At 56.8% G+C, this 26,705-nt stretch carries 24 protein-coding genes and 1 other RNA gene; 7 read left to right on the top strand and 18 right to left on the bottom strand.

Translation table 11 applies throughout. The features are described from left to right. Window positions 1-135: 135 nt before the first annotated feature. Window positions 136-957: an N-acyl amino acid synthase FeeM domain-containing protein gene (locus tag SCU88_RS05620; RefSeq protein WP_175339402.1), complete on the top strand. Its 822-nt coding sequence runs from the start codon at window positions 136-138 to the stop codon at window positions 955-957. A 39-nt stretch (window positions 958-996) separates the two neighbouring features. On the opposite strand, the gene ffs is transcribed toward SCU88_RS05620, so the two are convergent. Beyond that, an RNA gene (gene ffs / locus SCU88_RS05615) (signal recognition particle sRNA small type) lies at window positions 997-1,093 on the bottom strand. A 172-nt stretch (window positions 1,094-1,265) separates the two neighbouring features. Between ffs and SCU88_RS05610 the strand changes: the two genes are divergently transcribed. Further along, the gene (locus tag SCU88_RS05610) at window positions 1,266-1,580 is read left to right on the top strand and encodes an MGMT family protein (RefSeq protein ID WP_175339401.1); all 315 of its coding nucleotides are present in this window, start codon (window positions 1,266-1,268) and stop codon (window positions 1,578-1,580) included. A gap of 123 nt (window positions 1,581-1,703) precedes the next feature. On the opposite strand, the gene SCU88_RS05605 is transcribed toward SCU88_RS05610, so the two are convergent. Further along, a complete protein-coding gene (locus SCU88_RS05605; RefSeq protein ID WP_175339400.1) occupies window positions 1,704-2,276 on the bottom strand; it encodes a YbaY family lipoprotein in 573 nt (190 codons plus the stop codon). 187 nt (window positions 2,277-2,463) lie between these two features. On the opposite strand from SCU88_RS05605, the gene tesB reads away from it, so the two are divergent. Continuing rightward, a complete protein-coding gene (gene tesB, locus SCU88_RS05600; protein WP_175339399.1) occupies window positions 2,464-3,327 on the top strand; it encodes an acyl-CoA thioesterase II in 864 nt (287 codons plus the stop codon). A 50-nt stretch (window positions 3,328-3,377) separates the two neighbouring features. Here the strand turns inward: tesB and amtB are convergent, their stop codons facing one another. Both amtB and glnK read right to left on the bottom strand, forming a co-directional pair. Next, the gene (gene amtB, locus SCU88_RS05595) at window positions 3,378-4,664 is read right to left on the bottom strand and encodes an ammonium transporter AmtB (RefSeq protein ID WP_138096031.1); all 1,287 of its coding nucleotides are present in this window, start codon (window positions 4,662-4,664) and stop codon (window positions 3,378-3,380) included. A gap of 25 nt (window positions 4,665-4,689) precedes the next feature. After that, the gene (gene glnK, locus SCU88_RS05590) at window positions 4,690-5,028 is read right to left on the bottom strand and encodes a P-II family nitrogen regulator (protein ID WP_138096030.1); all 339 of its coding nucleotides are present in this window, start codon (window positions 5,026-5,028) and stop codon (window positions 4,690-4,692) included. A 109-nt stretch (window positions 5,029-5,137) separates the two neighbouring features. Here glnK and SCU88_RS05585 point away from each other — a divergent pair, with 109 nt between their 5' ends. Next, a complete protein-coding gene (locus tag SCU88_RS05585; RefSeq protein ID WP_175339398.1) occupies window positions 5,138-5,287 on the top strand; it encodes a hypothetical protein in 150 nt (49 codons plus the stop codon). Here the strand turns inward: SCU88_RS05585 and SCU88_RS05580 are convergent. The 3 genes from SCU88_RS05580 to SCU88_RS05570 all read right to left on the bottom strand — a co-directional run bounded on the left by SCU88_RS05580 (window position 5,251) and on the right by SCU88_RS05570 (window position 9,311). After that, window positions 5,251-7,029 (bottom strand): SmdB family multidrug efflux ABC transporter permease/ATP-binding protein, encoded by a 1,779-nt coding sequence (locus tag SCU88_RS05580; protein WP_175339397.1) that lies wholly within the window; start codon window positions 7,027-7,029, stop codon window positions 5,251-5,253. The genes SCU88_RS05585 and SCU88_RS05580 overlap by 37 nt on opposite strands. After that, window positions 7,022-8,791, bottom strand: coding sequence for a SmdA family multidrug ABC transporter permease/ATP-binding protein (locus SCU88_RS05575; protein WP_175339396.1), 1,770 nt, complete (start codon window positions 8,789-8,791; stop codon window positions 7,022-7,024). Before SCU88_RS05575 ends, SCU88_RS05580 begins: the two co-directional genes overlap by 8 nt. A gap of 61 nt (window positions 8,792-8,852) precedes the next feature. Beyond that, on the bottom strand, window positions 8,853-9,311 hold the full coding sequence (locus SCU88_RS05570; RefSeq protein ID WP_175339395.1) for an Lrp/AsnC ligand binding domain-containing protein: 459 nt from the start codon (window positions 9,309-9,311) through the stop codon (window positions 8,853-8,855). 123 nt (window positions 9,312-9,434) lie between these two features. On the opposite strand from SCU88_RS05570, the gene SCU88_RS05565 reads away from it, so the two are divergent. Beyond that, on the top strand, window positions 9,435-10,481 hold the full coding sequence (locus tag SCU88_RS05565; RefSeq protein ID WP_175339394.1) for a pyridoxal-phosphate dependent enzyme: 1,047 nt from the start codon (window positions 9,435-9,437) through the stop codon (window positions 10,479-10,481). A 37-nt stretch (window positions 10,482-10,518) separates the two neighbouring features. On the opposite strand, the gene cof is transcribed toward SCU88_RS05565, so the two are convergent. After that, on the bottom strand, window positions 10,519-11,340 hold the full coding sequence (cof, locus tag SCU88_RS05560) for an HMP-PP phosphatase (protein WP_138096024.1): 822 nt from the start codon (window positions 11,338-11,340) through the stop codon (window positions 10,519-10,521). A gap of 98 nt (window positions 11,341-11,438) precedes the next feature. Between cof and SCU88_RS05555 the strand changes: the two genes are divergently transcribed. Both SCU88_RS05555 and queC read left to right on the top strand, forming a co-directional pair. Continuing rightward, window positions 11,439-13,139, top strand: coding sequence for an SgrR family transcriptional regulator (locus SCU88_RS05555; protein ID WP_175339945.1), 1,701 nt, complete (start codon window positions 11,439-11,441; stop codon window positions 13,137-13,139). A 62-nt stretch (window positions 13,140-13,201) separates the two neighbouring features. Then, a complete protein-coding gene (gene queC / locus SCU88_RS05550) occupies window positions 13,202-13,897 on the top strand; it encodes a 7-cyano-7-deazaguanine synthase QueC (RefSeq protein ID WP_175339393.1) in 696 nt (231 codons plus the stop codon). A gap of 133 nt (window positions 13,898-14,030) precedes the next feature. Here queC and SCU88_RS05545 read toward each other — a convergent pair whose 3' ends face one another. The 10 genes from SCU88_RS05545 to clpP form a co-directional block, all read right to left on the bottom strand. Further along, window positions 14,031-14,546, bottom strand: coding sequence for a hypothetical protein (locus SCU88_RS05545; protein ID WP_431810091.1), 516 nt, complete (start codon window positions 14,544-14,546; stop codon window positions 14,031-14,033). A gap of 190 nt (window positions 14,547-14,736) precedes the next feature. After that, the gene (locus SCU88_RS05540; RefSeq protein WP_175339392.1) at window positions 14,737-16,896 is read right to left on the bottom strand and encodes an ABC transporter transmembrane domain-containing protein; all 2,160 of its coding nucleotides are present in this window, start codon (window positions 16,894-16,896) and stop codon (window positions 14,737-14,739) included. Next, on the bottom strand, window positions 16,886-18,169 hold the full coding sequence (locus SCU88_RS05535; protein WP_175339391.1) for an HlyD family efflux transporter periplasmic adaptor subunit: 1,284 nt from the start codon (window positions 18,167-18,169) through the stop codon (window positions 16,886-16,888). The genes SCU88_RS05540 and SCU88_RS05535 overlap by 11 nt, the downstream gene beginning before the upstream one ends. A gap of 168 nt (window positions 18,170-18,337) precedes the next feature. Next, window positions 18,338-18,739 (bottom strand): YbgC/FadM family acyl-CoA thioesterase, encoded by a 402-nt coding sequence (locus SCU88_RS05530; protein WP_431810150.1) that lies wholly within the window; start codon window positions 18,737-18,739, stop codon window positions 18,338-18,340. Between the two features lie 146 nt (window positions 18,740-18,885). Further along, window positions 18,886-19,206: a helix-hairpin-helix domain-containing protein gene (locus SCU88_RS05525; protein ID WP_175339389.1), complete on the bottom strand. Its 321-nt coding sequence runs from the start codon at window positions 19,204-19,206 to the stop codon at window positions 18,886-18,888. A gap of 151 nt (window positions 19,207-19,357) precedes the next feature. Continuing rightward, entirely contained in the window at window positions 19,358-21,229 is a 1,872-nt protein-coding gene (gene ppiD / locus SCU88_RS05520; RefSeq protein ID WP_175339388.1) for a peptidylprolyl isomerase, read from the bottom strand. Between the two features lie 227 nt (window positions 21,230-21,456). Further along, entirely contained in the window at window positions 21,457-21,729 is a 273-nt protein-coding gene (gene hupB, locus SCU88_RS05515) for a nucleoid-associated protein HU-beta (protein ID WP_138096016.1), read from the bottom strand. 223 nt (window positions 21,730-21,952) lie between these two features. Continuing rightward, on the bottom strand, window positions 21,953-24,307 hold the full coding sequence (gene lon, locus SCU88_RS05510) for an endopeptidase La (protein ID WP_138096015.1): 2,355 nt from the start codon (window positions 24,305-24,307) through the stop codon (window positions 21,953-21,955). 189 nt (window positions 24,308-24,496) lie between these two features. Continuing rightward, window positions 24,497-25,774 carry an ATP-dependent protease ATP-binding subunit ClpX gene (clpX, locus tag SCU88_RS05505; protein WP_138096014.1) on the bottom strand — a complete coding sequence of 426 codons (1,278 nt, stop codon included), beginning with the start codon at window positions 25,772-25,774 and terminating at the stop codon, window positions 24,497-24,499. Between the two features lie 138 nt (window positions 25,775-25,912). After that, the gene (gene clpP, locus SCU88_RS05500; protein ID WP_138096013.1) at window positions 25,913-26,536 is read right to left on the bottom strand and encodes an ATP-dependent Clp endopeptidase proteolytic subunit ClpP; all 624 of its coding nucleotides are present in this window, start codon (window positions 26,534-26,536) and stop codon (window positions 25,913-25,915) included. Window positions 26,537-26,705 lie beyond the last annotated feature (169 nt).

The raw sequence follows: 26,705 nt of genomic DNA, 5'->3' as shown, positions 1-26,705 counted from the left end.
ATCGCCCCGGCCTTTTTTGTTTTAGCGCTGGCGGACCGACCAGTTCAGAGATCAGATTATCCTCATGCGCACAGCTAAAATAGTTAATTATATTTAATGTGTTTAATTCACAACTTTTCAGTCAGGTGGAGCGGGATGGCTAAAACAAATGTATCCAGGAAGGCAATAAACGATGGTATATTAAATACAAGAACAATAAGAATATGCAGCATTATCAATAAATTACCACCAGGAATCACTATTGAGCCCGCAAGGGAATTCGTTGACTTTCTGAAAGGCATGGAGGTGGTTTATAACGAATATGTCAGTAACGGAATCATTAGCAACAAAAAAAAATCATTCTTATATAATGAAGGTTTATTAAATCCGGAGAGTAAACTGTTCCTGGCCAGATACCTGGGAGAAGTTGTTGGCACTATCAGCATCATTAAACATCATACTCTGCCCTGTATGAAACTGTTTAATGACGAAATCAATTCCCCTGAGTTTTATGGACGTTCCTGTGTAGAAGTCGGCACGCTATCAGTAAAAAAATCCGCTATCTCAGACGGTATAGTCTTCAAACTCTATATGAAGGTGCTGATCTACGCTATTTTCGTTGAAAAGGTCGATGACGTCTTTATTCAGGTTAAGGAAAAAGCCGCTGATTTTTACGTCAAAAACTTTCTGTTTGAAAAAGTTAGCGCCCCCAAAATTCATCCGGATTATCAGGAACTGCAGACCACTCTGCTGCGTGCAGATGTGAAAAAGGTCAGACGTAAAATCTACGAACAAAAATCCTATGGCCCGCTGGGGTGGATCCGCGTGCTGTGTGAGCTGGGATTGCTCTCTGAGTATAAGTCCGTTAACGATGTGCGCTTTATGAAAGACAGATACGTTATCTGCGATAAAGATGCCCGGGTTTACAGTTACCTGTGCGGTATGGAAAGCGGTGCTCCAGTGGCGGTTCGGGGGTAAAATAGAGGAGTATCGTAAGGGCCCTGAATTGGGTGGGGGCCCTGCCAGCGACATCCCGGCACACACGTCACCTGCTGCGGCTGCTTCCTTCCGGACCTGACCGGGTTCACAGGTTAGTATTGCGGGAGAACCAACAGGGCCCCCATTGAGGACTTGCGGGGCCAGCCCCACAAGCGCCGGGGCATTATCCCCATACGCTGGAGCAATTGCAAGCCGACTCAGCCCGGATGCCTGATTCTTGCACAACCCGCTCTTCACACTCCCCCATTGGCTGTTTATTCTGGTGGTCCCACGACAGGAGCAACGCAATGGAAGAGATTCAGGATACCTTCGCCAGCCGGGTCTACCAGATTATCGCCGCTATTCCCGAAGGTTGCGTCACCACCTATGGCGAGGTCGCGCAGCTGGCCGGTTCCCCACGAGCGGCACGCCAGGTGGGTGGCGTGCTAAAAAGACTACCCGAAGGTAGCCGCCTGCCCTGGCACAGAGTAGTGAACCGCCATGGCGTGATTTCACTGACCGGCCCCGACCTCCAGCGCCAGCGTCAGGCGCTACTGGCCGAAGGCGTACAGGTGTCCGGGCATGGCGAGATCGATCTCCAGCGTTATCGGTGGCGTTATTAATCCGGGAAACGTCTGAGGTAACGCTCTTTACTATTTTGCCATTTTCCTTCTAAAGCGTTGTTAGCAATCACCATCCTGCAAAAAAGGCGCCCAAAGGCGCCTGTAAAGAGCGATAACCTGCGATTAGTACAGGGTCGGCGTTGATGAAGCCGCCCCCTGCTGCTGCGAACCCGACATCATCCCGCCCTGATTCACGGCATTGGGGCCCGGCTTCACCGGCACCGCCGTTTGTTGCACCGGAACCAGCGTAATGTCCGCTTTGGTTACGCCGTTGTTCACCACCGGCTGGATAGTATCGGTAATAAACATCAGCTTATCATCCACCGTAACAGCCGCGCTCAGCAGAATTCGAGCGTTCGGTTTCACGTCCGACGGGTTAAACGGCAGGATAAAGGTAAACGGCGCCTGTTTCCCTTCGGTCCGTACCGCTCTCTGGGTCAATACCTTCGACGGCGCATCCGCCAGCGAAGCGTCAGACAGGGTAACCGTCAGTACGGCGTGCGGCGGCAGCACCACATTCTGTTTCAGCCAGACAGAGCCCGATACATTGGGCAGGCGCAGATCGTTCTGCGCGGTGCTTCCGGCGATCAATGCCCCCTGGGTCGTCGGCGTGGGAACCTGTTCAGACTTGTCCTGTGCGCAACCAGCCAGCGCTACGGCAACCGCTAAACCACTTAACATATGCACCAGTTTCATTGACTTCTCCTTAGTATCAATGCATCCCAGACCGGGTGGTCTACACCAGATATGCCCTTAAGTGTGGCACATCATGCCATTTTTTTCCTCTTAAAGGGCGGGGAATCAGACAATTGTACTTACCTGCCCCCGGCGGGTTGTGCGGTATACTGAGAAACATTGTGATTTGCCAATAACAGGAGAGACGATGAGCCAGGCGCTTGATAGTTTGCTGACGCTGCTACGGTTGGAAAAGATCGAAGAGGGGCTGTTTCGCGGCCAGAGCGAAGACCTTGGGCTAAAGCGTGTGTTCGGCGGCCAGGTGGTAGGCCAGGCGCTCTCTGCCGCCAAACAGACGGTGCCGGAGGCCAGACTGGCGCACTCCTTTCACAGCTACTTCCTCCGCCCCGGCGATACCCAGAAACCGATCGTTTACGATGTCGAGGTGCTGCGTGACGGCAACAGCTTTAGCGCCCGTCGGGTGGCCGCCATTCAGAACGGTAAGCCCATCTTCTATATGACCGCCTCCTTCCAGGCGCCGGAGCCGGGGTTTGAGCATCAGAAAGCTATGCCGGACGCGCCGCCGCCCGAATCTCTGAAATCGGAAACCGATATCGCCCGCTCGCTGGCTCACCTGCTGCCGGAAAAGGCCCGCAATAAGTTCCTGGGCGAAAAGCCGCTGGAGATGCGCCCCGTCACCTTCCATAACCCGCTCAAAGGCCACGTCGACGGCCCCAAACGTCAGGTGTGGTTACGGGCTAACGGCGCCGTGCCCGACAATCTGAACATACATCAGTATCTGCTGGGCTACGCTTCAGACTTTAACTTCCTGCCGGTTTCGCTTCAACCCCACGGAGTGGGCTTCCTGGAGCCGGGTATGCAGGTCGCCACCATCGACCATTCGATGTGGTTCCACCGCCCGTTCGACATCAACGACTGGTTGCTCTATGACGTAGAGAGTACCTCCGCCTCCAGCGCCCGCGGCTTTGTGCGCGGCGAATTCTACAATCGCAACGGCGAACTGGTCGCATCGTCGGTACAGGAAGGGGTCATTCGCCGCCACGGTGAATAATGCAAAAAGCCCGAACCTGGGTTCGGGCTTTTAATTCTTTGGGGTAGAAATCAGTGGTTGTAGGCATTTTCGCCGTGGCTGTTGACGTCCAGCCCTTCGCGCTCCTGATCTTCCGGGACCCGTAGCCCAACCGCGATATCTGCCAGCTTATAGCCAATAAAGGCGACCACGCCGGACCAGACTACGGTAATGCCAATGCTTTCCAGCTGTACCAGTACCTGATGCCCCATCGTCACGCCATCGGCAAAGCCGGTACCGCCCAGAGAGGTAGCAGTGAACACGCCGGTCAGCACGCAACCAATGATGCCGCATACGCCGTGTACCCCGAAGACATCGCAGGGATCGTCCACCCGCAGCCAGCGCTTGAGGGCCGTCACGCCCCACAGCCCGGCCAGACCGGCAACCAGACCAATAATCAGCGCGCCGCCGACGCCCACGGTTCCGCAGGCAGGGGTAATCCCCACCAGTCCGGCAATGGCGCCAGAGCAGGCGCCGAGCAGCGATGGCTTGCCGCGCAGCGCCCATTCGCCAAAGATCCAACCCAGAATCGCAGCCGCCGTCGCCACCACGGTATTCACAAAGGCCAGAGCCGCAACCTCATTCGCCGCGCTGGCTGAACCGGCATTAAAGCCAAACCAGCCGATATAGAGAATCGCGGTACCCATAAAGACCATCGGCAGATTGTGGGGCTTAAAAGCCTCTTTGCCATAGCCCACGCGCTTACCCAGCAGGTAAGCCCCCACCAGACCGGCAACCGCGGCGTTAATATGCACCACCGTGCCTCCCGCGAAGTCCAGCGCCCCGTGGGTGCCGAGCAGACCGCCGCCCCATACCATATGGGCAATGGGAATATAGGAGAGAGTCAGCCACACCACCACGAAGATCAGCACCGCCGAAAAGCGGATACGCTCCGCCAGAGCGCCGACTATCAGCGCCACGGTAATGCAGGCGAAAGAGCCCTGGAAAGCCACGTGGATATACTGATAGAAGGAGCCGGTCAACGCCGTCAGCTCAATGCCCTTCAACATAATCTGGTCGAAATTACCGAAGAAGGAGCCTCCTTCGCCAAAGGCCAGGGTGTAGCCATAAAGCACCCACAGCACGCAGACCATCGCGAAGCTGACGCTCACCTGAGTCAACATTGAAAGTACGTTTCGCCCGCGCAGCAGCCCCCCGTAAAACAGAGCCAGTCCTGGTATAGTCATAAACAGCACCAGCGCGGTGCAAATCATCATAAAGGCGTTATCCGCCTTATCGGCTGCGGCGGGCGCTGCCAGCGCCAGACCTGGCGCCAGTGCCAGCGCGCCACAGCCGATTTTTGAGGTCAGTTTTTTCATCTTAATTATCCCCATTCAAGGCCTGTTACAGTGCGGCTTCATCGGCTTCGCCGGTACGAATACGAATAACGCGCTGCAGTTCGGCGACGAAAATCTTACCGTCGCCGATCTTGCCGGTCCAGGCGGCGTTCTTGATGACTTCCACCACCTCATCCACCTGATCGTCGGCAATGGCAATATCGATTTTGACCTTAGGCAGGAAGTTGACGCTGTACTCCGCGCCGCGATACAGCTCCGCATGGCCTTTCTGGCGCCCGAAGCCCTTAACTTCCGTCACCGTCAGCCCCTGAATGCCAATGGCGGAAAGCGCCTCACGCACCTCTTCCAGCTTGAATGGCTTAATGACCACCGTAACCAACTTCATAATTCCCCTCCGTCCAGGCGAAATCCGCATACAAAGGGATAAAGCAAGGGGCATGCCAAAACGCATTATCCGGCGCCAGTCGCGCCCAGAGGGGAGGAAAAGAGAGGAAATGCTTTACCGGCGTGCAGGCTGCGGGTTCGCTGGTGCGCGCTGGAGCACCATTATGGTGCAGAAAATCGATGAACGGGGCGCCCGGTTAACGGCGCGCCCCGGCGTGGTGCATCAGACGATCGGCGTCTCTTCACGCCCGGCGGCCTGAAGTTCATCGCCTGCCAGTTGCAACTGATACATCTGCCAGTAACGGCCACGGGCCGCCAGTAACTGCTCATGGGTGCCGCGCTCCACCGCCCGGCCGCGATGCAGCACCATTATGGTATCCGCCTCGACGATGGTAGAAAGACGGTGGGCGATAACCACCAGTGTGGTGTGTTGGCGTACCACCGCCAGCGCCCGTTGAATAGCCTGTTCAGTACCGGAATCAATACTGGCGGTGGCTTCATCGAGGATTAAAATCTCCGGCGGCACCACCAGTACCCGGGCAAGGGCCAGTAGCTGCTTCTGGCCCACCGACAGATTATTGCCCTGCTCGCCCAGCCGGGTCTGGATTCCGTCGCGCATTGTGCGGGCCAGGGCATCCAGTTGTACCGTTTCCAGCGCCTGCCAGACCCGCTGTTCGCTGATATCGCGCCCCAGCGTGACGTTAGCGAAAAACGTATCCGCCAGCACTACCGGATCCTGCTGCACCATCGCCACGCCCTGACGCAGCGCTTCGTGACTCAGGCTTTCCAGATTGCGGCCATCCAGCAGAATCTCGCCGCGGGTCAGAGGATAGTAGCCCATCAGCAGATTGGCCAGGGTGCTCTTACCGCTACCGGTATGGCCCACCAGCGCCACAAAACCACGCGACGGCACCTCCAGATCGATATCTTTCAGTACCATCCTGTCTTCGCGATAGGCAAAGGAGAGAGAGCGAATGGTAATACTACCGCCAGCCAGCGGCCGGGTATCGTCGCCATAGCGCTGGCGAGGGCGGTCCATCAGTTCGAAGACTCGCTCCCCGGCGACTACCGCCTGCTGTAACATCGACTGCTGGGTGGTCAGCTCAATCAGCGGCTCGTTAAGACGCCCGAGGTAACTGATAAAGGCGTACAGCACCCCCACTTCGATAGTGCCCTGCGGGCTAAAGCCGAACAGAATCAGCAGGCCACACAGGATCAACGCCGAAAACAGGCTCAGCAGCGGGCGCAGTAAAAAGCCGTCCAGGCGCAGGGTCTGCATACGCGCCAGATAGTGATTACGGCTGGCGCGCCCCATTCGCTCGCCGAAACGCGCCTGCTGGCGGAACTGCTGGATCACGCTCATGCCGTTAATCACTTCATTAAAGCCATCGTTAATATCCGCAAGCCAGCTACGCACCCGACGCACGATGGGGGTGCTGTAACGCTGGTAAATCAGCATCACCACCAGCACCGCCGGGAAGATGGCAATCGCCACCAGCGCCATTCTCCAGTCCAGGCTGAACATCGCCACCAGCATGGCGCCAATCAGCGCCGCGCTACGCAGCACCGTTGCTACCACGGTGACGTAAAGATCGCGAATCACTTCGGTATCGTTGGTTACCCGGGAGATCAATTCTCCTACCGGCTGGGTATCGAAAGCGCTAATTGGCTGGCGTAGCGCCGCATCCATGACATCGGTACGCAACTGTTGCACCACGCCTACCGCAGCGCGGTTAAACAACAGCGCCTGGGCGTAGTGCAACGACGCCGCCAGAATTTGCAGCAGAATATAGAGTACGGCCAGGCCCGCCACCAGCTTCACCGGCAGCCGATGCTGAGCCACCATATTGTCGATGAAGTAACTGATCAACGCCGGTCCGCTGACTTCCGCCGCTGCCGCAACCCACAGCATTGCCACCGCCATCATCAGCGGGCGTCGCCAGGGCGAGCCATAAGCCAGCAAGCGTTTCAGCGTCGGCCACAACTGACGCAAATTACGCATCCGTTGCCTCCTCGTCGACCGGCGCTTCATCCAGCGCGGCTTCCAGTTGCTGATAGCGGTACATATCGCGATACCAGCCTGGCTGCTCCACCAGCCGGTCATGGCGACCACGCTGCGCCACCTGACCGCGTTGCAGCACCAGTATCTCGCTGGCAGCCGTCAGGGCCGACAGACGGTGAGCGCTGACTATCAGGGTGCGCTCTTTACCCCAGGTTTTCAGGTTATGGAGGATCTGGTGCTCGGTGCGCCCGTCTACCGCCGACAGCGCATCGTCGAGGATCAATATTTCGGCATCGAGCAACAGAGCCCGGGCAATGGCGATACGCTGCTTCTGGCCGCCGGAGAGCATCACGCCGCGCTCCCCCACTTCGGTCTCATAACCATTGGCAAGGCGCAGGATATCGTCATGTACGCAGGCCAGCCGCGCCGCTTCTTCTATCTGCTGCTGCGTGGCGCCCGGGCGACCCAGCGCGATATTGGCGGCCACCGTGTCGGAAAACAGGAACGGCCCCTGGTTCACCACCGCCAGCCTGGCGCGCCAGTCGTCGATACGCAGCGTTGGCAGCGCCATATCGTGGAAGCGGATCTCGCCGCTATCGGGGTCGAAGTGACGCTGAATCAGCGCCAGTATGCTGCTCTTACCGGAGCCGGTGGGGCCGCACAGTCCCAGCATCTGGCCCGGAGCCAGGGTGAACGCGATATTTTCCAGAGTGGGTTCGGCGGTTTCAGGATAGTGAAACGCTTTCACATCCATCTGTAGCGTCCCACGCCCGGCAGGCAGCGGCTGGTCGCCATCGGCAATGACCGGCGCTTCCGCCAGTAGCGCCCGGATACGACTGTAAGCAGCACTGCCGCGTTCGACGATGTTAAACATCCACGCCAGCGCCAGCATCGGCCAAATCATCAGACCAAGATACATGGTGAAACTCGTCAGTTGCCCCAGGGTCAGCGTGCCCTGAACCACCATCCAGCTTCCGCCAGCCACCGCCAGCAGGTTCGCCATGCCAATCGCGATATAAATAGTAGGATCGAAGCGGGCGTCAATGCGCGCCACCTGCAGATTGCGCTCGCCGGTATCACGCGCTTCATCGGCAAACAGCGCCGACTGTCTGTCCTCCAGCCCAAAGGCTTTGATCATGCGGATACTGGTCATACTCTCCTGGGTGCGATCGTTCAGGGTGGAGAATGCCGCCTGGGCTCGCTTAAAGCGCTGGTGCAGCATATCGCCATAGCGCTTAATCACCACCGCCATTACCGGCATGGGGAGTAGCGCCAGCAGCGTTAACTGCCAACTAATTTGGGTGCTCATCACAATCAGCACCGCACAGCCCATCACCAGTGAATCCACCAGGGTCAGCACCCCTTCTCCGGCGGCAAACACCACCCGATCCACATCGTTAGTGGCCCGTGCCATCAGATCGCCAGTGCGGTGACGCAAATAAAAGGTAGGATTCTGGCGACACAACTGGCGATAGTAGGATTCACGCAGCTCCACCGCCAGGCGATACGACGCGCCAAATAGCAGAACGCGCCAGAAATAGCGCAGCAGATAGACCATGACCGCAATCAGCGCCATCAAACCAACCCATTTAAGGATCTGTCCGGTACTGAAATGGCTTTCGGTCACGCCATCGACAATGACTCCCACCAGTCTGGGAGGGATAAGTTGCAGAATGGACACCAATATCAGCAGAGATACTGCGCTAAGATAGCGCCGCCATTCGCGGAGAAAAAACCAGCTTAATTGAGCAAATAATCGCACGCGACAAAATTCCTGATATCGCCCGCCCGCGGCTGGGCGCAACAGAACAAAGAGGGTTGCCCTAATTTTCCAGCGGCAACGCAGTAGTATATTTTATCTGTTCCATGGCGAAACTCGAAGTCACATCGCTCAGGCCCGGCACGCTGTTAACCAGGCGTTTGTAGAAATCGTCATAGCGCTTCATATCCGCCACCTGCACCCGCATCAGATAGTCATACTCCCCCGCCATGCGCCAGAAACCCAGCACCTCCGGCATTGCATCCACCGATGCCACGAACTGGCTGTACCACTGGCTGCTGTGCTGCTGGGTTTTGATCAGCACAAAGGCCGTTAGCCCCAGGCCCAGTTTTTCCGGGTCCAGCAACGCTACACGGCCCTGAATAATTCCCGCCTCTTCCAGCCGCTTAAGGCGTTTCCAGCAGGGAGTTGTAGTCAGATTAACGGCATCTGCCAGCTCCTGCAAAGAGAGCGAACAGTCCTGCTGAAGCAGCGCCAGCAGCCTGCGGTCAGTTTTATCCATATTTTCACCAAAAAAGAGAAATATTTTCTATCATGGTGGCCTTAGGGGGGCTAAATGGCAATCCCTTTTTCCGAAGTCCGGGGTAAAGTAGCGCTGCACAAACAGACAAACGGACACGCTGCCATGACCAGACAATGGGCCGCTCAGGCCATTAATGAGATTAACGCCGACTACCAACGCTCTGCCGATACCCATTTGATTCGGCTGACGCTGCCCGCCTTTCCCGGGATTTATCTTTATCTTAAAGATGAGAGCACCCACCCAACCGGTAGTCTGAAGCATCGCCTGGCGCGTTCGCTGTTTCTGTATGGCCTGTGCAATGGCTGGATCCGGGAAGGCATGCCGATTATCGAAGCTTCATCCGGCTCCACCGCAGTTTCCGAAGCTTACTTCGCCCGGCTGCTCGGTCTGCCGTTTATCGCCGTGATGCCCGGCTATACGGCCCGCCGTAAGATAGAACAAATCACCTTTTACGGCGGTCGCTGCCACTTCGTCGACAGCCCCTGCGAGATATACGCCGCCGCCGAAGAGCTGGCCCGGGAACTGAACGGCCACTATATGGATCAGTTCACTTTTGCCGAGCGGGCCACCGACTGGCGCGGCAACAATAATATTGCCGACAGCATCTTCCGCCAGATGGAAAGCGAACCCTTTCCGGTGCCGGAATATATCGTGATGAGCGCCGGTACTGGCGGCACTTCCGCCACCATCGGCCGCTATCTTCGCTGTAAAGGCTACCCTACCCGGCTGGCGGTGGTGGATCCCGATAACTCGGTGTTCCTGGACTACTGGCAACAGCGCTGCCCGTCGCTCTCCAGCGCAACCGGCAGCCGGATTGAAGGGATCGGTCGCCCAAGAGTTGAGCCGTCGTTTATTCCGGACGCCATCGACGAAATGATGCGAGTACCCGATGCCGCCAGCATCGCCGCCATGCAGTGGCTGGAAAGCCAGTTGGGTCGTCGGCCTGGCGCTTCTACCGGTACCAATATGTGGGGTGTGCTACAGCTGGCGGCCAGAATGCGTGACGAAGGTCGCCAGGGCGCCATCGTCACGCTGCTGTGCGACAGCGGCGATCGCTATCTGGAGACATACTACAATCCGCAGTGGGTGGCGGAGCATATTGGCGATCCGCGTCCGTGGCGGGCGCAGATTGAGCAGATGATGAAATAAAAAAGGCCCGCCTGAAGCGGGCCTGCCGTAGTGCCACTCACCTTTCGGGGGAATATGAAAGATGGGGCGTATCCAGCCAATGGGTTAAATAGTGGGCCACCCCTTCTCTGGCGCAGTGGCCGATCACTGGCAGGTGAGGCAGCGCCTGCCGGAGCTGGGGCATGGCATTGCCCATAATCACTCCGTGCCCTACGGCACCCAGCATCTCGCGATCGTTCATCGCATCGCCAAAGGCCATACATTCGGCAAGGGGCACATCCAGATGCGCGCCAAGCACCGCCAGCGCCGCGCCCTTGTTACAGCCATGGGGCAAAATTTCCAGACAGTCCACGGAGGAGAAGCAGAGGTGCGCCCGCTCTCCCAGCGCATCGTTAAGCTGAATCCGCAACTGCACCAGATCGTCGCGATCGCCGCAAAAGGAGATTTTGGTCACCTCATGGGCCGGAAGCCGTTTCAGATCCACCAGCCGATAGCGAAAACCGCTGTAAACATGGGCCTTCAGTAACTCCGGGATATCACTCTGGGTCATCCAGCCACTGTCGTTAAACACGTGCATGCTGGCGCGGGTTTCCCAGTGGCCGTGCAGTACCCGTTCTGCGACGTCCGGGGCAAGATCGTTGCCCCACAGGCGTTCGCCGCGAATATCATGCACCCGGGTACCGTTGCCGGTAATCAAAAACGCGCCGTTCAGCAGTTCACTGGCAATATGGCGCATCTCCAGCAGATGGCGTCCGGTGGCGAAGGTCAGGATCACATCCCGCTCGCGCAAACGCTCAAGCGTGCGCCGGGTCACTTCCCCCATTCGGTGGTCCGGCATCAGCAGTGTGCCGTCCATATCAAAAGCCGCCAGTCGCGCCATAAAGCCCTCATTCAGTCTGTTACGATAACCGGCAGTATTGCCTGGATTATCCGGAACAAATAGTGAATACTTGCCAAAAAATTGTTCCGTATTTAGCCATGCGCCAACTCAACCGACTCAATCAGTTTCAGCGCCTGTGGCAGCCTTCCGAAGGCGCTCCCCAACAGGCGACCGTCGCCGAACTGGCGGCCCACTGTTTCTGTAGCGAACGCCATATCCGCACCCTGCTGGGCCAACTGGAGAACGCTGGCTGGCTGCGCTGGCGCGCCAGCGCCGGTCGCGGACGCCGCGGTGAACTCAGTTTCCTGGTAAGCCCCGACGAAGTCCGGGCCTTGCTGATGCAGCAGGCGCTGGATAAGGGGCAACAGCAAAGCGCCCTGGCACTGGCCCAGCTGGCGCCGGAACAGTTGCGCCATGTGCTACAACCCCTGCTCGGCGGGCAGTGGCAAAACGATATTCCTACTCTGCGTATTCCTTACTATCGTCCCCTTGAATCGCTCACGCCAGGTTTTTTACCCGGTCGAGCCGAACAGCACCTGACCAGCCAGATCTTCGCCGGTCTGGCCCGTTTCAGCGATGACAGCTCCCAACCGCAACCCGATATGGCGCACCGCTGGCAGACGGACAATAGCGGCACCTGCTGGCACTTTTTCCTGCGCCCCACCCTGCGCTGGCACGATGGCGAATCGGTCAGTGCCGAACAGATCCTGGCGCGCCTGCAGACGCTGATGACTCAGCCCATGTTCAGCCGCCTGTTTGCAAGCGTAGCGCAAATCGATGCGCCGCACGCCTGGTGCCTGCGTTTCCGGCTTCATCAGCCCGACTACTGGCTCCCCTGGCGGCTCGCCAGCTTCGGCAGCCGAATTGCCCATCCCGATGACGTCAGGCTGGGCTGCGGCCCCTTTCGCCTGAGCCACTTCGACAATAGTCTGGTGCGACTTGAGAGCCACGACGGTTATCACCTGGCGCATCCGCTGTTGCGGGCCATTGAGTTCTGGATAACGCCGGGTCTGTTTGACGAACAGCTCGGCACCAGCTGTCGTCATCCGGTGCAGATCGCCATCGGCCAGCAGGCACAGTTTCCCGATCTACGTCCGGTCAGTCGCAGCGTGAGTCTGGGATTCAGCTGGCTGGCGATCCGCCAGCAAGGGCGGCTGTCAGCGCCCCAGGCCCGTTATCTGATGGCTTTGATCCACCAGCAAGGCATGCTCGATGCGCTACCGCTGGATCCCGAACTGATCACGCCAAGCCACACCCTGCTGCCCGGCCAACAGTTGCCCGATTTTACCGATGTCGCCCCTGTTCAGCTGCCGCCGCGGCTGCGGCTTCTTTACCGACTACCGGTCGAACTCCACGCCATGGCGCAGCAGTTGCGTCGTCGCCTGGCGGAGCTGGGCTGCGAGCTGGAACTGGTGTTCCGCAATGTGAAAAACTGGGACGACGGCCTGGCGGTCGAGGAAGCCGATCTGGTTATGGGCGACCGGCTGATCGGTGAAGCGGCGGAATATACCCTGGAGCAGTGGCTACGCTGCGATCCACTGTGGTCCTTTATCCTGAGCGGGCCGCAACAGGCCCATATCCAGGCGACGCTGGATGCGCTACAGCGTTCACCAGAAACCCGGGATCGCAACGACGCCCTGCGCAGGCTGTTCAGTCGTCTGGTAGAGCAGGCCATAGTCACGCCACTGTTTAACTATCGCTATCAGATCAGCGCTCCCCCGGGGGTACAGGGGATTCAACTGAACGCCTGGGGCTGGTTTGACTTTTCCCGGGCCTGGCTGCCGCCGCCGGGTACGTGACGCAGGACAGCCGATGGCGTACCATGACGCCCCCGACATAACTAACCACTACCAGGTGAATCATGAAACGCGCAGTTGTCGTTTTCAGCGGTGGCCAGGACTCCACCACCTGCCTGATCCAGGCCCTGGCGCAGTATGACGAAGTCCACTGCGTCACTTTCGATTATGGTCAACGTCACCGTGCGGAGATCGATGTCGCCCGCGAACTGGCGCTGGAACTGGGCGCCGCCGCACACAAAGTGCTGGACGTGACGCTTCTGAATGAACTGGCGATTAGCAGCCTGACCCGCGACAGCATCCCGGTGCCGGATTACGAACCGGAAGCCGACGGCATTCCCAATACCTTCGTGCCAGGACGCAATATTCTGTTTCTGACCCTGGCGGCCATTTACGCTTATCAGGTCAAGGCCGAAGCGGTGATTACCGGAGTATGCGAAACCGATTTTTCCGGCTACCCAGACTGCCGCGACGAGTTCGTGAAGGCGCTAAACCACGCCGTCACGCTGGGGATGGCCCGGGATGTACGCTTTGAAACGCCGCTGATGTGGCTCAACAAAGCGGAAACCTGGGCGCTGGCCGACTACTGGGGCCGACTGGATTTGGTTCGGGAGCACACCCTGACCTGCTATAACGGCATTCGCGGCGACGGCTGCGGCGAATGCGCCGCCTGCCATCTTCGTGCTAACGGTCTGAGCGGCTACCTGAACGACAAGGCGGGGATCCTGGCCGCGATGAAGGAAAAAACCGGTCTGGCCTAGCCGGACTTATCCTCCGCCTGCCAGCACGGGGCTGTCCAGCTCGTCGCAGGCGGAATCAAATCCCTGGGCGCAGCTCTCCTTAAGCCATACGATCGCCCGGGTTTTGTCCGGCGCCACAAAGCCTTTGATGCCGTTAAGAAAATGGATTCCGGCCCAGTATTCCGCATAGCCCGTACGCGACAAGGCCGACGCCCGCCGCGTACATCATGCCGAGCGCAAGCTGCGCATCTACGGCGGCATCATTTTCCATATCCGATGCAGCCTCTTTGAGCAGCCTGAGCGCCCCCTGATAATCGGCCGAACCGGAAAGGGTGTTCGCCAGAACCTTGCCCAGCACCACCTTCCCTCTATCGCTACCGTTGGCCACTGCCTTTTCCGCCAGGGCTTTGGCCTGCGTATAGCCACTCACATCTTCACTGCGCATACGCAGCTCCGCCAGAATGGCCCAGCCATCGGCTTGCCCCTGCTCCGCCGCTCGCCGGGCCCAGTACTCCGCGCCTGCGTAATCCCGCTGCCCGAGCAGGGCTTCCGCCAGATAGTACTGCGCCGCTGAATCCCCTGCTTTGGCGCGGGCTTCATAGTCAATGCCAAACGCCTCTGCCAGCCCCATGCCCGAAATAAGCACCAGCGCCAGTAACATAGACTTCATCTGCTCTCTACCCTCATTCCTTGGTGAGTATCACGTTTTTTTGCCGTTTACGCCTCGCCTGCTTGCCAAAAAATCCGAAAGCATTCAGGTAGCGACCTGTTATAAAGGCTTGCTAAAAAACGAGCAAGCAGAAGCTGGCCGTTATCAGCTTGAGGTATCAATCCCCGTTACGATAACGGTGGTTATGGACTCAATTTCCCGACCCGTTTATCTCCCTCTTCTCTTTCAACGCCATAATATTGACCACCCGATCCGCCGATGCCACGGTGGAGGGACGATGGGCAATCATGATACGGGTGATGTTCATCTCTTTGATTGCCGTGTTGATTTGCGCCTCATTGTCCTGATCCAGGTGGCTGGTCGCCTCATCCAGGAACAGAATCGCCGGTCGCCGGTATAGCGCTCTGGCAATCAGCAAACGCTGTTTCTGACCGCCCGACAGGCTACTACCCAGTTCGCTGATTAAGGTTTCATAGCCCATCGGCATGCGCTGTATCTCTTCATGGAGATTGCTACGGATAGCGCACTCCTGTACCCACTGTTCGTCCGGTTCGTTGTCGAATCCCGTAATGTTCTCACGTACCGAACCGGCAAACAGCGTGTCGTCCTGTAACACCGTCGCGATACAGGCCCGATAACGCGCAAATCCCGCCTGATGGATATTAATGCCGTTGATCCTGATTTCACCTCCGGCTGGCTGTACCAGCCCCGCCATAATCTTCATCAGAGAGGTTTTCCCCTGCCCGGAAGGGCCGGTAATCGCCAGACTCTCACCAGGCGCCACGGACAGTTCCAGCTCCTGAAACAGCGGCGGCGAAAGGGCATCGAACTGAAAACTCATATTATGGATAGTGAGCGAGGCGGGCTGCCCCAGAGGCACCAGCGGCGAATCCTGACCGGAAACATGCTCACTGCCGGGTTCGACACTCGTCATGGCAATATCCGCCACCCTGTCGGTATGCAGCGACAGCATACGCAACTGTAACGCCATATCCAGCAGGCTGGCCGCCCGTTCGGAAAACTGACCGCGATAGGTGTTGAACGCCACAAACATCCCCAGCGTGATATGCCCCTGAATAACCTGCTCTGCGGCCAGCCACAGCAGAGTTATCTGCTCCAGCGTGGAGATCAGTACATTTCCGCCTGAAAACAGCATTTCATAACGGGTCTTGCGTACCGTGGCGTTGGCGCTTTCGACATTCAGGTTCATCCACGACTGGGCACGCTGCCCGGACAGCCCAAGCGCCTTGAGCGTTCCCATCCCGTACAGGCTTTCCATAAAATGAGAAGACGAGCGGGCCGTTCTGACGATCTGCTCTTCAGATACCCTACGCCAGGCGCTGTAGGTCATCATGCGGAAGATAACCCAGCCCATAGTGAATGCCAGTACTACCCACACCAGCCAGCCGCCGTAGAGCGCCATCATCACCAGCAGCCCAACGAACATGATGCCGTCGATAATACTGTTTACCACGTTGGTAGTGAGCGTTGTGCGCAGAGTATCCAGTGAGGCGAAGCGGGACTGGATATCACCGAGCCGACGCCGCTCAAAGTAGTCCAGAGGCAGCGCCAGAAGGTGATCAAACAGTCGGGATTTCCATTGAATATCAATGAGCGTACCAATGACCAGCGATGTCCAGCCGCGAGTCATACTGACCGCGGTTCGGAACAGCACAAAAAACAGCAATCCAAGGCAAATCAGCGTCAGCAGCCCGGTGTCGCTGGCGGGTATCACATGGTCCATCACCAATTGCATCCCTACTGGCAGCAGCAGGTTGACTGACTCAATCAGTAGGGAAAAGCAAAATAGCTTAGTTAACGCCCCCCATAGCCCACTGATGGTTTTGGTCAGGGTGCGAATCTTTAGCACGTTACGCGGCGCTTCCTCGCCTTCGTTAAAGCGCTCCGTGGGCCAGAGCTCCAGTGCCACGCCGGTAAAATGGTGGGAGACCTCGCTCATCGCCATCACCCGCCGCCCTGCGGCAGGATCGTGGATAATCGCCTGACCACGCCGAACCGCAACCAGTACCACAAAATGGTTCAGATCCCAGTGCAGAATACAGGGGGTTTTCAGGGCGCTGAGATTTTCCAGATCGAGCCGTAGCGCACGCGTTTTCAGGCCGCTGGCGTTGGCTATCTCCATAATCTGACGCAGGGTACTCCCCCGGGAAGAGAGCCCCACCCGCCTTCTCAGGCTGAGCAGATCGGTAGATTGCCCATGTGCCGCCGAAACCATCGCCAGGCAGGCCAGACCGCATTCAGCGGCCTCAGTCTGCAGGATGACCGGTATCCGACGGCGTAGCGTTAATCCCAGACGCCCCATCAGCGTCTTGAGTCCTTCAGCGGTCATGTACTTCCCCTGTTATGCTGCTTTTTAATGAGTAATACGGCGACAATATCCAGCGCCAGAGCGATCGCGTTTCCAGGAATAGGGTGGCTTCCGCCTGCATTCCGCTGCTTACTGGCGGTGACTTGCCCTGCGGAGTCAGGCCGGAAAGATCCGGCTTCACCACCGCCTTAAACCAGCCATCGCTCACGCTGCCCGCAGGCGTTCTCGGCGCGCTGGCATAGCGTTCAATCTCCCGGGCTGGAACCGGCGCTTTAGAAATAGACTCTATGCGCCCGGGGAACTGGCCATACTTCTGAAACGGGAAGGCGGTATAACGCAGATTAATGCCATCGCCAGGATGCACCCATGGAATGCTTTCACCGGGGATCCAGACCACCAGCCGCCAGGCATCTTTGTTGACCGGCACCAGCTGTGCCAGGCTGTCACCTGCGCCAACCATCTCCCCTTCGGTGACCCCCAGGGAAGAGACACGCCCCGCCACCGGCGCGGTCACCAGCCGCATTCCGCTGGCATCGGCTTCCGCCATCTGGCGTCGCAGGTCATCGATATGGATATGGTATTGATCGATCTGGCTGTCGAATTCGGCCTTGCGAACAATTAGTTCGCTGCGCAGGCTCGAAATTTGCAGATCCTGTTGGATAAGCTGAGCATTCAGGCTCTGCCAGCCGGTCTGCTGTTGGTAGAAGAGATAACGCTGGTTATTCTGCTGGTCTGTGGTCACCAGCCCGCGGCGCCGATATTCGCCATAATCCTTCATGCTTTCCCGCATGGCGCGCAGGCCAACAGAGGCTGAGTCCACCATCTGACGAGTGCTATCTCTGGCCTCGGTATAGCGTTCAAGCTGAAGCTGTAGCCCTTCCAGAGTGGCCTTCCTGTTGTTTTCGATCTCCCGAATGATGGACTCTGTACGCTGGCGCTGTTTTTCCAGCACGGCAAGCGTGGTCGCGCTAAGGCTACCGTTACGGGTCACCCGGCCGATATCCAACTGATACAGCGGCGTACCAGCCTTGACCTCCTGCCCGTTGTGGACCAACAGGCGGGCGATCATTCCCTGCTCCGGCGCAAATAAATTCACCGTATGCGGGAGCGTGATAATTTCGCCACTCACATTAATACGGCGGGTATAGCTGCCAAAAATAAGCAGCAACAACAGACTCAACACAATTAATACGGTGCCACCCACCGTTGCCCAGACAGGCCAGCCGCGTAGCAGAAGAACCTGCCCTGAGCGAAATGCCTGCTGGTATTCACTGACCTCTTTACGAAAAAGCACAATTATCCGGTCATCACAGCCTTAAGGTTTCCAAAGTGTAGATGCCGCTTCGCTAAGTCGCCAGGCTAATAACATATTGATAAACAATATAAATAATAGGGAAAAGCACTGTATCCCCCCCATATCACGGCCTGAAAGTTCGCGCCGTTTTCGGTATTTGACGCCATTTCAGTCCATCATCATTTCCAGATGGCGGCGCAATTCTCCTTCCAACGGTTGCGCCTTCTGGCTCTGTAGATCGACACAAGCAAAGGTGATTAACGCATCGGCAACCACATCACTCTCGCTGTCGCGGGTAATAACCTGGCTCAGTACGCCGCTTTTACCGTTAAGCTTCTGCATCCTGCTGGTGACCGTCAGACGGTCACCCAGCAGCGCCGGGCGTCGGTAGTTGATATTGATGTTGACCACCACAAAGGCCAGCCCCTGCTCCACCATCCAGCGGAATCCCGACTGGGTTTCCAACACTTCCCAGCGTGCCTCTTCCAGAAATTCCAGATAGCGGGCGTTATTCACGTGCTGGTAGACATCAAGATGGTATCCCCGCACTTTTATCCGCGTTTGCGGTATATCCCCGCTTGCTTGGGGAACGGTTTCCTGTCTCTTTTCCACGGTTTCCCCCTCCGGCCCAAGGCACAGGTTGTAATAAGGTCATACCTACTGGTATGACCTCTACAAGCGTAGCAGAAATTCACTACCAGACCGCCTTCAGGGCGTTAAAGCTTAAGGCGGGACAAATTCCGCTCCACCAGCGCATTGCCAACGCCCGGCACCGAACGCAGATCGTCAATGCTGGCGAACTGGCCGTTCTCTTCCCGATAACGCACGATGGATTGTGCCTTCTTCAGACCAATGCCGTTAAGCGCCTCTGCCAGCTCCTCTGCCGAAGCCGTATTGATACTGATCTGGGATTCAGAGGCGGTAATAAGGGCCGGTACCGGCGACTGGGGGGTTACTTCCTCAGATGCCGCGTGAGCGACGCTACCGTTGAAGAGCAGCGCCAGGGTAAGCCACAGGGGGGATAGTAAAGTCTTCATGCTGTTTCCTTCTCCTTTTGGTTAACAGTAGAGACACCCTACCCAGCTCCATGCCATACGGACAAACCCCGGATTTCAGATATGGAAAAGGCCGCGTAAGCGGCCTTTGTTTGTTGCATCTGGGTGCAAAAAAAGCGGAAGCGAGCCCGAATTACTGCTGTTGTTCCGCCGCATCACCCAATTTAATTTTCGCTGCTTTGCGCAGATTACTCATCAGCGCTTCGAAAGCCAGCTCGGCATTGTTTTCTGTCATGCGGTTGACCATCACTTTCTTCTGCTCTTCCGGCATTTTACCGGCCTGAACTTCGTCCAGCGCCAGCAGCACCATATTGCCTTTCGCGTCGTTACTGACACCGTAAGAAGGTTTGCCTTTCTCCGGCAGCGGCATATCGAAAGCTTTCATGGAAAGCGGATCCTGACTACGGCTCAGGGTTTGCGCTGCGCCAAAACTGACGCCCGCCTCTTTCAGGGCTGCATCGCCTTCACCCTTTTTCAGCGCTGTCAGCAGCTTGTCTGCCTGCTGCTTCGCCTGCTGTTCAGCCTTCTGCTGTTTCACAGCGGCTACCACCTGGTCACGCACATCATCCAGCGGCTTCACGGTTTCCGGCTTATGTTCAGCAATACGCAGCACAAAAGCGCGATCGCCATCGACGGTGATAATGTCAGAGTTGCTGCCCGGCGTGCCTTTTTCCCCCAGCAGGGAGCCGCCAAAGATAACATCGGCCACCGGTTTAAAGTCCAGCTCTTTCGGAAGGTTGTTGCGATCGAACCAGCCGCTTTCTACCGCTTTAACACCCGCGGCCTGCTCGGCGCCGACCAGCGATTCGGTATCGTTCATCGCCGCATCGCCCACTTTCTGCTGCTGGGCGTAGAAGGCATCCAGGCCCTTCTCCTGCTTCAGTTTCTGTGCGATAGCATCGTGCACCTCGGCCAGCGGCTTCACTTTAGCCGGCTGGAGGTCGTCCAGGCGCGCGACCAGGAAGCCCACGCTGGACTTGATGACGCCGGAAAGCTGGCCCTTTTCTTTCAGGTCGGCGTTTTTCAGCTCGTCTGGCGTGGTGGCCGGTTCCAGCCAGCCCATATCACCGCCTTTACGGGCAGAGATAATGTCGCTGGATTTTTCTTTCGCCAGGGTCGCGAAGTCCGCGCCTTTTTTCAGCTCATCCAGCACCGCCTGCGCATCGGCTTCGGTTTTGGTCTGAATGATGCTGTAGCGATAGCGGGCCGGTTGAGTGTACTGGTCGCGATTCTGATCGTACCAGGACTGGATATCGGCATCGTTCACCTCAGATGGCATCTGCGCCGCATCCATCTTAATGTAGCTGACGCGGAACTGTTCCGGCAGCATAAAGTTATTTTTATGCTGCTCGTAGTAGCTGGAGATTTCCGCATCGGTCGCCTGCTGCTTCGCCACCAGCGCGCGGGTGTCGATAGTCGCTTCACGCACCACGCGCTGCTGTGCTGCCAGCGCAGCCAGCGAATCGGTTTCGCCTGGCAGCATAAAGTCGCTGCCGATGATGGCGTTGATCAGCTGCTGGGTGGTCAGCTGACGACGCAGCGCGTTAGCATACTGATCTGCGCTCATGCCCATGTTAGCGATCAGGGCGTTATAGCGTGCATTATCGAATTTGCCATCGCTCTGGAAAGCCTGTTCATTGAAGATGGCCTGCTTCACCTGATCGTCGCTGATACCGAGTCCCAGGTGTTTCGCATACTGGTCCAGCAGGGCTTCATCAATCATGCGCTGCAGTACCTGATGGCGCATCGCCTTCATGTAGCCTTCGTTGCCCGCCAGTTCGGAATAGCGCTCACCCAGCTGCTGCTGTAGCTTGTTGCGCTCGCCCATCACCGCGTTCTCAAACTGGCCCCGGCTAATCTCCTGATCGTTGACCTTCGCCGCGTAGTTACCGTTCCCGCCAATCAGGTAGTTACCCACGCCAGTCAGTACGAATGAGACAATAATCAGACCCAGTACGATCTTGAGCACGACGCTGTTGGCTGCCGTGCGTAAATTTTCCATCATGGTGTCGCAGCACTCCGCTGTAATCTATCCCGTTTAAGGGACTCTGGTTTACCCTGCGCAGCCAAAGCCAGAGGCGGCGCACGCAAAGGGCTATTTTGACAAGAAATCAGGGTCATTGTCAGCCCGAATCGCGCATTAAAGACGTTTTCAGCCAATAAAAAAGGCACATCTGACGATGTGCCTCTCTGTATACATTTAAAATCGCGATGCCCGAACGAGCACTGCGATCAGTTCACAGCGTCTTTTAACGCTTTACCGGCGCGGAAGCCCGGTACTTTAGCGGCTGCGATCTTGATCTCTTTACCGGTCTGCGGATTACGACCGGTACGGGCAGCACGCTCTTTAACAGCGAAGGTGCCGAAGCCAACCAGCGCTACGTCATCTCCACTTTTCAGAGACTCGGTAACCGATGCCAGTAACGCATCTAACGCACGTCCAGCCGAGGCTTTGGAAATATCAGCACCTGCGGCAATCTTGTCGATCAGTTGGGATTTATTCACTATTTTCTTCCTCTCTTTCTTTTTTATATCGCACCTTAGTCCTTCACGGTACGACCGCGCAGCAGTTATATCAGGCATGTCATGCCCTTACAACACCCGTTGTAGCATGCCTTTGTCTGAAAAATAAGCCAGACCGTATCTAAAGTAGCCAGTCAAAAAAAAGCTGGCAAGTGACAATTCACCCGCCAGCCCGCTTTTTATCGCTTCTCTTTGCGTCAGGTCACTATTTTTCGGTTACCACACGCATTCCGGAAGGAGCATCCTGCAGCGCCAGAGACAATACTTCTTCAATGGTTTTTACCGGATGAATCTGCAGATCGGCAATCACGTTGTCAGGAATCTCTTCCAGATCGCGTTTATTTTCATCCGGAATCAGCACGGTTTTAATCCCGCCGCGGTGTGCCGCCAGCAGCTTCTCTTTCAGACCGCCGATGGGCAGTACCTGACCACGCAGCGTAATCTCACCGGTCATCGCCACATCGGCGCGTACCGGGTTACCGGTAAGGCAGGAGACCAGCGCAGTACACATGGCGATACCCGCGCTCGGGCCGTCCTTCGGCGTGGCGCCTTCAGGAACATGCACGTGTATGTCGCGTTTTTCGTGGAAATCTGGGTTAATTCCCAGTTTATCCGCACGCGCGCGCACTACCGTCAGTGCCGCCTGAATCGATTCCTGCATGACCTCGCCCAGCGAACCGGTATAGGTCAGTTTGCCCTTACCAGGCACGCAGGCCGTCTCAATAGTCAGCAGATCGCCGCCAACCTCAGTCCAGGCCAGACCGGTCACCTGGCCGATGCGGTTTTCGCTGTCGGCACGGCCATAGTCGAAGCGCTGAACGCCCAGGAACTCTTTCAGATTGTCGCCGTTAATCTCAATATGCTTCAGGCTCTTATCCAGCAGCAGCTGTTTTACCGCCTTACGACACAGTTTCGAGATTTCACGCTCCAGGCTACGTACCCCGGCTTCGCGGGTGTAGTAACGGATAATGCCGACAATAGCACTGTCTTCCACCACCAGTTCGCCTTTTTTCAGGGCGTTACGCTCAATCTGCTTCGGCAGCAGGTGACGTTTGGCAATGTTCAGCTTTTCGTCTTCGGTGTAGCCGGACAGACGAATCACTTCCATACGGTCCAGCAGCGGCGCCGGAATGTTCATGGAATTAGAGGTCGCCACGAACATTACATCGCTGAGGTCGTAATCCACTTCCAGGTAGTGGTCGTTGAAGGCCACGTTCTGTTCGGGATCCAGCACCTCAAGCAGCGCGGAAGAGGGATCGCCGCGCATGTCGGAAGACATCTTATCGATCTCATCCAGCAGGAAGAGCGGGTTTTTAACGCCCACTTTCGCCATTTTCTGGATCAGTTTGCCTGGCATAGAGCCGATATAGGTACGGCGGTGACCGCGGATTTCCGCTTCGTCGCGCACCCCGCCCAGCGCCATGCGCACATATTTACGACCAGTGGCTTTAGCGATGGACTGCCCCAGAGAGGTTTTCCCCACCCCCGGCGGTCCAACCAGACACAGAATCGGGCCTTTCAGCTTATTCACACGGCTCTGCACCGCCAGATATTCCAGAATGCGATCTTTCACGCGCTCCAGACCATAGTGGTCAGTATCCAGCACTTCCTGAGCCTGACGCAGGTTTTTCTTCACCTTGCTGCGGGTATTCCACGGCACCTGCACCATCCAGTCGATGTAGCCGCGCACCACGGTAGCTTCCGCCGACATCGGCGACATCATTTTCAGCTTCTGGAGTTCAGCTTCGGTCTTTTCGCGCGCCTCTTTCGGCATTTTAGCCGCTTCGATCTTGCGCTTCAGCGCTTCGTTTTCGTCCGGCGCATCGTCCATTTCACCGAGTTCCTTCTGAATGGCCTTCATCTGCTCATTCAGGTAGTACTCGCGCTGACTCTTTTCCATCTGCTTTTTCACGCGGTTGCGAATGCGTTTCTCAACCTGCAGCAGATCGATTTCCGACTCCATCATCGCCATCAGATATTCAAGGCGTTCGTTGACGTCAGACATTTCGAGCACCGACTGCTTATCCGCCAGCTTGAGCGGCATATGCGCAGCGATGGTATCCGCAAGGCGCGCCGGATCGTCGATACTATTGAGCGACGTCAGCACCTCGGGGGGAATTTTTTTATTGAGCTTAATGTAGCCTTCGAACTGGCTGACCGCGGTGCGTACCAGCACCTCCTGCTCCCGCTCTTCAATGTCCGGAGAGTCAAGGTATTCCGCCTGGGCAGAAAAGTAGTCGCCATTATCGGCAAGCGTGGTGATCTTCGCACGCTGCAGGCCTTCTACCAGTACCTTGACCGTACCATCCGGCAGTTTGAGCATTTGCAGGATAGAGGCTACGGTCCCCACGGAGAAAAGGTCATTAACACCCGGCTCATCCGTCGAAGCCTCTTTCTGCGCCACCAGCATGATTTTTTTATCATGGTCCATAGCCGCTTCCAGGCAGCGAATGGATTTCTCCCGCCCAACAAATAACGGAATGACCATGTGCGGATAAACCACCACATCGCGCAGAGGCAATACGGGGATTTCAATGCGTTCAGAACGCTCAGGATTCATAGAGCTCTCTCTTAGTTTAGTTTCCGCCAGGTTATGGGGCGCACGTGAACGCTCTTCACGGCATCTCCAAAGCTAGTTAAGTCAGTATATGGGGATGTTTCCCGGACATTCAACGGCGAGAATGCAGGAAAAAAAAATGGGGGATAAAATCCCCCATTTTGACGGTAACTCACTGTCGAATCTGGTTAATTATTCACCAGATGCCTGCTGGGTAGCTTCAGATTTTCCGTAGATCAGCAGCGGCTCTGACTGACCGTCGATGACCGAATCATCAATAACCACTTTGTCCACGTCTTCCATGGAAGGAAGGTCATACATGGTTTCCAGCAGCGCGCCTTCCACGATGGAACGCAGGCCACGGGCGCCGGTTTTACGCGCCATCGCTTTTTTGGCAATAGCTTCCAACGCTTCGTCGCGGAATTCCAGCTCGACCCCTTCCAGATTGAACAGCGCCTGATACTGCTTGGTCAGCGCATTTTTCGGCTCTTTCAGGATCTGAATCAGCGCATCTTCGCTCAGCTCGCTCAGGGTCGCAACCACCGGCAGACGGCCGATAAATTCCGGAATCAGACCAAATTTGATCAGATCTTCCGGCTCTACCTGGCCTAACAGCTCGCCTTCGGTCGCCTTCTGGGATTTACCTTTCACCGTCGCGCCAAAACCAATGCCGGAGCCGGTTTCAACGCGGTTAGCGATCACCTTATCCAGCCCGGCGAATGCGCCGCCGCAGATAAACAGGATCTTGGAAGTATCAACCTGCAGGAACTCCTGCTGGGGATGCTTACGACCACCCTGAGGCGGTACGGCAGCCACGGTGCCTTCGATGAGTTTCAGCAGTGCCTGCTGAACCCCTTCGCCAGAAACGTCGCGAGTGATCGACGGGTTATCCGACTTACGGGAGATCTTGTCAATTTCATCGATATAGACGATGCCGCGCTGCGCTTTCTGCACGTCGTAATCGCATTTCTGCAGCAGCTTCTGGATGATGTTCTCCACATCCTCACCCACGTAACCGGCTTCGGTCAGGGTGGTGGCATCCGCCATCGTGAAGGGCACATCCAGCAGGCGCGCCAGGGTCTCTGCCAGCAGCGTTTTACCGCTACCGGTCGGACCGATCAGCAGAATATTACTTTTGCCCAGTTCAACCCCATTAGAGGTATCGCCGTTGCGCAGACGTTTGTAGTGATTGTACACCGCCACCGCCAGCACTTTCTTAGCCTGTTCCTGACCGATGACATAATCATCCAGGTGGTGACGAATTTCGTGGGGCGTCGGCAATGCGCTACGTTCGCGATGCGGAGCCACCTCTTTTATCTCTTCGCGAATGATGTCGTTACACAGATCGACACATTCGTCGCAGATATACACTGACGGCCCTGCGATCAGCTTGCGCACTTCATGCTGGCTTTTGCCGCAAAAAGAGCAGTACAGCAGTTTTCCTGAACCGTCTTTGCGCTTATCTGTCATGAGTCAAAACCTCTTCTCTGTTGCTTTGTGCCGCACGCGACGACGCAAGTGCCCAAATATTGCTGGCGCAGCCGATACCAAAACACGCTGGTGTGCCGCGTTTTCCCTATAGTATAGCGACACACCCTCGTGCGGGCATCAATTACGGTGGGTCAGGACAGAATCGACCAGACCGTACTCTACCGCCTCCTCGGCGGAGAGGAAACGATCGCGCTCGGTGTCCTGCTCTATTTTCTCAAGAGGCTGACCCGAATGTTGCGCCATCAGTTCGTTCATACGCGACTTCACTTTCAGGATCTCACGCGCGTGGATCTCGATATCCGTCGCCTGGCCCTGGAAACCACCCAGCGGCTGATGGATCATGACGCGGGAGTTCGGCATGCAGAAACGCTTGCCTTTCGCGCCTGCGGTCAGCAGAAATGCGCCCATAGAGCACGCCTGTCCCATACAGAAAGTGCTAACGTCCGGCTTAATAAACTGCATGGTGTCATAAATAGACATCCCTGCGGTAATCACCCCACCCGGCGAGTTAATGTACAGGTAGATATCTTTCTCAGGGTTTTCCGCTTCCAGAAACAGCATCTGCGCCACAATCAGATTGGCCATGTGGTCTTCCACCTGACCGGTCAGGAAGATGACGCGCTCTTTGAGCAGACGGGAGAAAATATCGTAAGAGCGCTCGCCGCGGGAGGTCTGTTCGACCACCATCGGCACCAGCGCCATATGAGGTGCAAATTGATCTTGTTCGCCACTGTATGACATTTCCGTCTCCTTGAATTCTCGATCTTACTGACCTTTGGTTCTGATTTTACCAGGACGTTAGCGCCTTGACTACGGCGCGCGCCCGGCTCACGCATCGACGGATAATCAGCCAGAGTCGTTACCGGCAACCGTCCCGTAAAGGTGGGGACGATCGTACCCTGTTTCAAGC

This window comes from Jejuibacter sp. L23 (assembly GCF_050815825.1).
GTDB classification, from domain to species: Bacteria; Pseudomonadota; Gammaproteobacteria; order Enterobacterales; family Enterobacteriaceae; genus Jejubacter; species Jejubacter calystegiae.
The sequence above is the reverse complement of the archived record's forward strand: the minus strand, read 5'-3'. Positions and strand labels throughout refer to the sequence as shown.

Excerpts from the sequence above, each read along its gene's own strand:
- SCU88_RS05620 (WP_175339402.1), top strand. The coding sequence starts at position 136 with ATGGCTAAAACAAATGTATCCAGGAAGGCAATAAACGATGGTATATTA.
- SCU88_RS05610 (WP_175339401.1), top strand. The coding sequence starts at position 1,266 with ATGGAAGAGATTCAGGATACCTTCGCCAGCCGGGTCTACCAGATTATC.
- SCU88_RS05605 (WP_175339400.1), bottom strand. The coding sequence starts at position 2,276 with ATGAAACTGGTGCATATGTTAAGTGGTTTAGCGGTTGCCGTAGCGCTG.
- tesB (WP_175339399.1), top strand. The coding sequence starts at position 2,464 with ATGAGCCAGGCGCTTGATAGTTTGCTGACGCTGCTACGGTTGGAAAAG.
- amtB (WP_138096031.1), bottom strand. The coding sequence starts at position 4,664 with ATGAAAAAACTGACCTCAAAAATCGGCTGTGGCGCGCTGGCACTGGCG.
- glnK (WP_138096030.1), bottom strand. The coding sequence starts at position 5,028 with ATGAAGTTGGTTACGGTGGTCATTAAGCCATTCAAGCTGGAAGAGGTG.
- SCU88_RS05585 (WP_175339398.1), top strand. The coding sequence starts at position 5,138 with ATGCTTTACCGGCGTGCAGGCTGCGGGTTCGCTGGTGCGCGCTGGAGC.
- SCU88_RS05580 (WP_175339397.1), bottom strand. The coding sequence starts at position 7,029 with ATGCGTAATTTGCGTCAGTTGTGGCCGACGCTGAAACGCTTGCTGGCT.
- SCU88_RS05570 (WP_175339395.1), bottom strand. The coding sequence starts at position 9,311 with ATGGATAAAACTGACCGCAGGCTGCTGGCGCTGCTTCAGCAGGACTGT.
- SCU88_RS05565 (WP_175339394.1), top strand. The coding sequence starts at position 9,435 with ATGACCAGACAATGGGCCGCTCAGGCCATTAATGAGATTAACGCCGAC.
- cof (WP_138096024.1), bottom strand. The coding sequence starts at position 11,340 with ATGGCGCGACTGGCGGCTTTTGATATGGACGGCACACTGCTGATGCCG.
- SCU88_RS05555 (WP_175339945.1), top strand. The coding sequence starts at position 11,439 with ATGCGCCAACTCAACCGACTCAATCAGTTTCAGCGCCTGTGGCAGCCT.
- queC (WP_175339393.1), top strand. The coding sequence starts at position 13,202 with ATGAAACGCGCAGTTGTCGTTTTCAGCGGTGGCCAGGACTCCACCACC.
- SCU88_RS05545 (WP_431810091.1), bottom strand. The coding sequence starts at position 14,546 with ATGAAGTCTATGTTACTGGCGCTGGTGCTTATTTCGGGCATGGGGCTG.
- SCU88_RS05540 (WP_175339392.1), bottom strand. The coding sequence starts at position 16,896 with ATGACCGCTGAAGGACTCAAGACGCTGATGGGGCGTCTGGGATTAACG.
- SCU88_RS05525 (WP_175339389.1), bottom strand. The coding sequence starts at position 19,206 with ATGAAGACTTTACTATCCCCCCTGTGGCTTACCCTGGCGCTGCTCTTC.
- ppiD (WP_175339388.1), bottom strand. The coding sequence starts at position 21,229 with ATGATGGAAAATTTACGCACGGCAGCCAACAGCGTCGTGCTCAAGATC.
- lon (WP_138096015.1), bottom strand. The coding sequence starts at position 24,307 with ATGAATCCTGAGCGTTCTGAACGCATTGAAATCCCCGTATTGCCTCTG.
- clpX (WP_138096014.1), bottom strand. The coding sequence starts at position 25,774 with ATGACAGATAAGCGCAAAGACGGTTCAGGAAAACTGCTGTACTGCTCT.
- clpP (WP_138096013.1), bottom strand. The coding sequence starts at position 26,536 with ATGTCATACAGTGGCGAACAAGATCAATTTGCACCTCATATGGCGCTG.